Source organism: Massilia sp. P2_C2 (genome assembly GCF_056404615.1).
The window spans coordinates 1-5,981 of record NZ_JBFUDR010000343.1 but is presented as its reverse complement, the minus strand read 5'-3'; the positions used below and the strand labels follow the sequence as shown (position 1 = coordinate 5,981).

Annotated in this window: 3 protein-coding genes and 1 pseudogene; all 4 read left to right on the top strand. The window is 63.9% G+C overall.

Translation table 11 applies throughout. From position 1 onward, the window contains the following. Window positions 1-400: PEP-CTERM sorting domain-containing protein (locus AC1DYX_RS26570; RefSeq protein ID WP_477264462.1), on the top strand; the 400-nt coding region annotated here is incomplete at its 5' end. A 288-nt stretch (window positions 401-688) separates the two neighbouring features. Beyond that, complete coding sequence (locus AC1DYX_RS26565) at window positions 689-2,146, top strand: polysaccharide deacetylase family protein (RefSeq protein WP_477264460.1); 1,458 nt, start codon at window positions 689-691, stop codon at window positions 2,144-2,146. 98 nt (window positions 2,147-2,244) lie between these two features. Continuing rightward, window positions 2,245-3,435, top strand: coding sequence for a helix-turn-helix domain-containing protein (locus tag AC1DYX_RS26560; RefSeq protein ID WP_477264458.1), 1,191 nt, complete (start codon window positions 2,245-2,247; stop codon window positions 3,433-3,435). Between the two features lie 355 nt (window positions 3,436-3,790). Further along, a pseudogene (locus AC1DYX_RS26555) lies at window positions 3,791-5,981 on the top strand (GDSL-type esterase/lipase family protein); the annotation flags it as partial.

The following is a 5,981-nucleotide window of genomic DNA, read 5'->3' as shown; positions in this document are numbered from 1 at the left end:
CAACGGCGCCCACGGCGGCACGCATTTCGCCGTGAACGGCTTCGGCAGCGATGGCGCCACGATCAGCAGTGCCACGCCGTTCAATTTCGCCGGCGCGTGGTTCGCGGCGCCGGACGGTGCCGCCGACAAGGCCGGGTGGATCAACATCACTGCCTATGACGCTGCCAACCAGTTCATCGGCACCACCGGCAATATCGCCATCGGCGCGAACTACGTGTGGGCGGCCGCGCCGTTCAACAACGTGTCGTCGCTGAGCATCACGCGCGACACCGGCTGGTACGTGATGGATGACTTCACCACCGTCGCTCCGGCCAGCGGCGAGGTGCCCGAGCCGGCAAATCCGCTGCTGCTGGGTGCCGGCGTGTTCGCCCTGATCCTGGGCCGGGCGCGCCGCCGTTGACGGCCCGCCGCCTGAACGGCGGCGTGATTGTGAAATGAAGCAAGGGCGCAGCGTGCGCCCTTGCACGCTTTCGGGGCGCCTGACCACTAAAACAATCTGCGGAGATTCCTATTAATTTCTGCACGCGATGGAAATTTCCGCAATAAACGTTAGAGCGTCGCCGGCTGGGCGCCTACCTTTGCCCTGGCGTGAACTTCGTGAACGCGCGGGTGCCGCCAGCGCAGCCGTACGCAACATTGTTGTCATGTTAATAAACTGAAAATAACAACATTCTTGGAGGAGTCCATCTTGAACAGGAGGTACAACGTTCATTTCGCCATCCCGGCCCTGCTGGTGGCTTTGCTTGCGGGCTGCAGTGGGGGCGGCAGTGCCGGCCACGGTGCCGACGTCCAGGCCGGCACCGTCGGCACGGCCGCAGCCGCGCCCGTTCTTACGATGCCTGCAAGCCTGAAGGTCAACGAAGGCGTGACCGCGACCTTCCTGATCCCGTCGGCGACCCTGGCCGCCGGGCGTACCGCCACGTGGTCCATCTCCGGCCTTGACGCGCCGCGCGTCAAGATCGATCCCGCGACCGGCGCCTTGTCGTTCCGCCTGGCACCTAACACCGCGCAGCCCGCCGACGCCGATGCCCGCAACGACTATGACCTCATCGTGAAGGTCAGCGATGGCCAGAGCACCACGCAGGCCCCGCTGAAGGTCCTGGTGCTGCAGTGGAACGACGGCGGTGCGGCCGGCCTGCCGCTGCCGCTCGCGACGAGCGAGGTGGCCAAGCCCGCCGGCACCACGGGACAGCCGGGGCTGCGCGTGCTCGACTGGGCCGGCTTCAAGGCCGCGATGTCCTACACCTTCGACGACTCGCAGCCGTCGCAGATCGATCACTACCCGGAGCTGAAATCGCAGCGCGTCCGTGTCACCTACTACATCAACCCCACAGCCAACTGGTATCCGCAGTGGGACGATCCGACGCGCTTCGACGCCATCTGGAAAGACGCAATCGCGCAAGGTTCGGAGATCGGCAACCACACCACGCACCATTGCAGGGCCGCGGAGCTGACCGACAACGATCCCAACACTTGTCCTAACGGCCTGGGCAGCGCCGGGGCCGAGTTCGACGACACCACCAACTACATCCGCACGAAGATCGGACAGTCCGCTGTCTGGACCGCCGCCTACCCGTTCGGGGACCTGGACTACAAACCGGCGGCCGCATCCCGCTTCTTCGTCGCACGGGGCGTGTGGCCGGGCATGGTCGTGCCCGGCACCGCGAGCGACGCGCTGAACCTGCCGCTTGCTCCGATCCCCGGAGATGCCACGGCGGACGGCCATCCCGTGTCCTCGTTCAACACCGCCGTGGACAACGCCCTGGGCCAGGGCAAGTGGATGGTCTACCTGTTTCACACGGTGTTGCCCGCCCCCACGCAGAACTGGGGCGGCGGCGAGGACATCGGCGTGATCACGGGTAACATGACCTATGCCAAATCGTTCGGCACGATGTGGATCGACAGCGTTGTCAACATCGGGGCCTATTGGCGCGGCCAGCAGTTGCTGCAAACGGCAACGCCCGCTACCCTCGGCGCGGTGACGACGTGGCGCTGGACGCTGCCGGCCAACTTCCCGTCGGGCCGCAAGCTGCGTGTGGTGGTGAATGGCGGTACCCTGAAGCAGAACGGCACGCCCCTGATCTGGAATGCCCGCGGCTACTACGAGGTGTCGCTGGATGCGCAATCGCTGAGCTGGACGCAGTAACCTCCATTCTTGCCGACGGGGCACGCCCTGCTGGCAAGAGCTGCTATGATCCRGACGGCATATGGGAATGATGTAAGGAACGAATCCGGCTGGACGTTATGCAAGAATTCTTCAGGAAGGCGCTGGTTGCGCTCATCCTCCTTTTGATCGCCGATGCGCTGGTCGCCTGTTTCTGCATCTACCAAAGCCATCCTTCCGTGTCGCTCATTCCGAAGGGACGAGGAGGCCTGCTGTGGCGTGCGGCCACCACGACGGATGCCGTCCTGGGCGGCACGTCGACCATTCGCATTCTCGAGCCAGGACAACAATCGTTTCGCTTCGACTTCAGGATCACGCACGCCGCGAATTCCCCGTATGTTGCGGCGGAAATGCTGTTCGAAGACAGTCAGGGCAATGCCGTGCCGGCGGATCTGTCGAGGTATGCCACCGTTTCTTTCGTCGCCAAATGCGCGCCTGCCAATTCACTGATGTTCGGCATGTCCACGTTCGACGCGAGCATCGCAAAGCCGGGCGAACTCTGGGCTTATCCATCGCCGATCACCTTCTTTTCCTGTAACGAGAGGGGAACGCCGGTGTCGCTGGACCTGACCCGTCTTACCATTCCGCCGTGGTGGTTCGATGTGTACAAGGTCGACCCGTCGCGCCAATCCTACAGGCTGGACCAGGTTGCCAGGTTCGTCTTCGGTATCAGCCACCACAGCCCGTATGAAGTCGATTCCCATGTCGAGATCAGCGAGWTCACGCTGCGCGGCCGCGATGAACGCTACATCGTCGCGCTGGCGGCCGTCCTGGCGATTGGCTCAAGTGCATTCGCTGTCTGGTTCTTGCGGGCACACTCACGGGCGCTCGCCGCGAGCCTGGATTCGCAGCTGAAGAATGACATGCCTTTCGTCGCATACCGGGAACTGACCCTGGAACCGTTCAAGGACAGGGAAAAGGCAGCCGTCCTGCAGTTCATCGGCACGCATTACACAGATCCTGAACTGAACATGGCCAGCGTGGCGACACGGATCGGCGCGGACCGCGAGAAAATCAACGAGATCTTGAAAATGGAGCTCGGCATGACCTTCACGGGCTACGTCAATAGATTGCGGCTGACGGAAGCTGCGCGACTGCTGAAGGACAAGGGCGGCACGCCCATCGCAGACATTGCATATTCCGTCGGTTATACCAATGTCTCGTATTTCAACAAGCTGTTCAAGGAAGAGTACGGCTGCACGCCGGGGGCGTTCCGGAGCCTTGCAACGCAACCGAAGACGCCTTCCGGACATGATCCGGCGGGAAGCTGATACAGCTTCCATCACGGGGCCGGCCATGATGTTTCGATAAGAGTCCCTCATTGTGGTCGCGACAGGACAGCGCATTGTCCGGTTGTCGCGCGACCAACCTCCACATCCAGGCCGCGCCCAGGACTGCAACCTCCGGTCCGATTGCTCCCGACCACTTTAACAACTGGCGGAATCCGATAGCAATATCTGCACACACTGGGCATTTCCGCAATAAATGTTAGAGCGCCGCCAAGCAGCGCACGTATCTTCTGTACGGCGCGCGAACCATGCCCATCAGGGCCGGGTACAGCAGCCGGGCTGGCGCGAGGGTGGTGTCCGACCTGCCGGCAAAAGAAAAAATTGGAGAGAGACGAATATGCATTTGAAGAAGACAACATTGGCCTTGACGGTGGGCCTGCTGTTCTCGCTGGGCGCGCACGCCGAAACTTATCGCTGGGACAACGTTGCAATGGGCAGCGGTGGTTTTGTCAGCGGTATCATCCCGAGCAAACTCGAGCGCGGCGTGGTGTACGCCCGCACCGACGTGGGCGGTTCCTATCGCTGGGATGCCCAGAACGGACGCTGGATCGCGCTGACGGACTGGATCAGCGAAGCCGATACCGGCCTGATGGGCGTCGAGTCGATCGCGGTCGACCCGCGCAACGCGGGCACCGTCTACATGCTGGCGGGCACGAGCTACTTCAGCAACGGCAAGACCGTGATCATGCGCTCGACCGATTACGGCCAGCATTTCGACATCGTCGACGTGACGGCCCAGTTCAAGGCCCACGGCAACGGCATGGGCCGCGCGAATGGCGAACGACTGCAGGTCGACCCGGGCTCGAGCAACGTCCTGTTCGTCGGTACCCGCGACAATGGCCTGTTCAAGAGCGTCGATTCGGGCGCGACCTGGACCCACGTGGATGGGCTGAACGTGGGCTCGACGCCCAACGGCAACGGCATCAGCTTCGTGCTGCTCGACCCGACCAGCATCAGCGGCGGGACGGCCAAGCGCATCTTCGTCGGCGTGTCGCGTTACGGTTCGGTCGGACCCAGCCTGTACATGAGCAAGGACGGCGGCGTCACCTTCGCCCCGGTCGCGGGTGCGCCATCGGGCCTGATGCCGCAACGCGCCGCACTGACGTCCAAGGGCCGCCTGTACCTGACCTATGCCAACGGCGCCGGACCGCACGGCCAGAGCGACAGCGAACCGATGACCACGGGCCAGGTCTGGGAATACAACATGGTTGGCGGCGCCTGGACCAACATCACGCCGGCCGGCATGACCAATGCGTTCGCCGGCATCGGCGTCGACCCGAGCAATCCGAAGCACCTGATCGCGTCGACCACCAACATGTACCGGCTGCAGCACAGGAACCCGGACGGATACGGCGACCACATCTTCACCTCCTACGACGCGGGCCGCTCCTGGGTCGACCTGATGCAACGCGGCATGGAGATCGGCGCGAACGGCATCGACTGGGTCAAGGAATCGACGATCCACTGGGCCGGCGACGTCGAGTTCGACCCGTTCGATCCGAAGACCGCGTGGGTGATCTCGGGTAACGGCGTGTTCAGGACGACCGATCTCGACGCGACGACGAGCGTCTGGAAGTTCGACGTGAAAGGCATGGAAGAGACCGGTTCGTTCGCCGGCGAGGCCATCCCGGGCGGCCCGTTCGTGTCCGTCATCGGCGACTACGACGGCTTCACCCAGCCCGATCCGTCCCAGTACGTCCTGCGTCACAACCCGTCCATGGGCACGACGACCGGCCTGGCCGTGGCGCCGCAGGCAACGCATGTGATCGCGCGGGTCGGCGGCAGCGCCATCTACATCTCGACCAATACGGGCGCGAGCTGGCAACAGGCGCCGACCATGAACGGCAAGTACGGCAACCTGGCGCTGTCGGCCGACGGCTCCGTGCTGCTGCACAGTCCGCAGGGCTCGGCCACCACCTACCGTTCGACCGACTTCGGCGCCAACTGGACGCCGGTGACCGGCCTGTCCGTGAAGGACGCCTATCCGGTCGCCGACAGGGTCAACCCGGCCAAGTTCTACGTCTACGACCCGACGACCGGCAAGATGCTGGTCAGCACCGACGGCGGCGTGTCGTTCAGCGTCAAGGCCACGCTGCCGGCCGGCGGCAACAGCCTTGTGCGCGCCACGCCCGGCATCGAGGGCGACGTGTGGGCCTGCGTGGGTTCGAAGGGTCTCTCCCATTCGACCGATTCGGGCGCCACGTTCACCAGCATCGGCGGGATCAGCTCCTGCGGCACCATGGGCCTGGGCAAGGAAGCGCCTGGCGCCAGCTATCCGACCCTCTACATGTGGGGTACGGTGGGCACGTCGCGCGGCCTGTTGCGCTCGATCGACAAGGGCGCCCACTGGGACCGCGTCAACGACGATGCCCATCAATACGGCGGCACGCTGGGACGCTATGTCACCGGCGACATGAACACGTACGGCCTGGTCTACATGAGCACCAACGGCCGCGGCATCGCCTACGGCAAGATCGATCCGACCGGCAACGTCCAGGTGGTGCCGCAAGTTGCGGTCAGGCCGGCGC